This window comes from Streptomyces sp. HSW2009, from assembly GCF_040240285.1.
Lineage (GTDB): Bacteria > Actinomycetota > Actinomycetes > Streptomycetales > Streptomycetaceae > Streptomyces.
In genome coordinates this window covers 1-1,203 of the sequence record NZ_JBEHZD010001025.1, presented here as the reverse complement: position 1 = coordinate 1,203, position 1,203 = coordinate 1, and the positions used below count along the sequence as shown (strand labels likewise).

Annotated in this window: 2 protein-coding genes; one reads left to right on the top strand and one right to left on the bottom strand. The window is 78.9% G+C overall.

Annotation, left to right across the window (positions count from 1 at the left end):
* Nucleotides 1-884 (top strand): hypothetical protein (locus AAHZ94_RS34350; RefSeq protein ID WP_502964875.1); only part of this gene is annotated, 884 nt, incomplete at its 5' end.
* Here AAHZ94_RS34350 and AAHZ94_RS34345 read toward each other — a convergent pair.
* Nucleotides 864-1,203: hypothetical protein (locus tag AAHZ94_RS34345; protein WP_502964874.1), on the bottom strand; the 340-nt coding region annotated here is incomplete at its 5' end. The genes AAHZ94_RS34350 and AAHZ94_RS34345 overlap by 21 nt on opposite strands.

The following is a 1,203-nucleotide window of genomic DNA, read 5'->3' as shown; positions in this document are numbered from 1 at the left end:
CCGCCACCGCGCTCGCCGCCGTCGCCGTGCTGGTCGGCGGCGCCCCGTCGGCCGCGGCTGCCGAGACCCCGGCCGCGCCGAAGGCACCGACCGCAGCGGCGGTCGACGCCGCCCGCGACATCGCCACCGCCCCGAGCACCCGCGACCACCTCGCGCGCTTCTTCGCCAGGGACGGCGCCGGCGCCCCGGCGGGCGACCTGGCCCCGGCGGGCGGCAGCCGCGCGGCGCAGTCCCAGCCGCGCATCGAGGGCGCGACGGTGCCCGTCTACACCCTCGCGCCGGGCTTCGTAGCCGACGGCAAGGGCACCGACCGCGCGCCCATCGCCACGCTGGACTTCATGGCCAGCAAGGCCGTGTCGGCGGACGGCCAGGTCGCCTCGGTGTGGACCGCGAACACGGGCGACTCCTGGAAAGTGGTCAACATCGCGACCGGCGGCGACGAGACGTACTACGCGGCCAAGGGCGCCAAGGCGCTGGCTGGCGGCACCGTCTTCCGCGAGCCGCAGATCGACGCCTGGTACGTGCAGCGCGGGAACAAGGTGCTGCCGCTCGACACCGATGCGGTGCGGGCCGTCGGCGCCCGCGGGACCACCGTGGACGCCTACCGCGAACGCGTCCACCGGGCGTACGCGGACAAGCTGCCCGGCTCCCGCTACGACAAGAAGGGCCTCGCGGGCGGCTTCGGTCCAGGCGGCGACGCGCCCGCGCCCGCCCCGGAGCGCGCGCGGGTCGCCCCCGGCGCGCCGGACGCCGTGCGCCAGGGAGCCACGGCCGCCGCGGGTGACGAGGGCCTGCTGACGGCGACGTCGGCGCTGACCGCACTGGCCGCGCTCGTCGCGCTCGGCCTGTCCGGCGCGATGGCCCTACGGCTCCGACGCCGCTGACCGCCCGGCGGACGCCGCAGCCGTAGGCGGCGTACGTGCGCCGAGCGCGGGGCCTGCGCGATCTGGGCGGTAGCAGCCGGTGGACGGCCGGTACGGGCAGTAGTGGCCGTACCGGCCGGACGGTTCGTACAGGTCACGCGGTTCGTACCGGTCGTACTCGGTGTGCTGGTGGGGCTGGCCGGGCCGGCCGTAACGGGGCGTACGGGGCCTACCGTGCACGCCGTAGGGCGCCCGGGGGGGGGGCCGGCGGGGGGGGTGGGGGGGGGGGGGCCCCCCCCGCCCCCCCGGCGGGGCGGGGGGCCCCCCCCGGGGGGGGGGG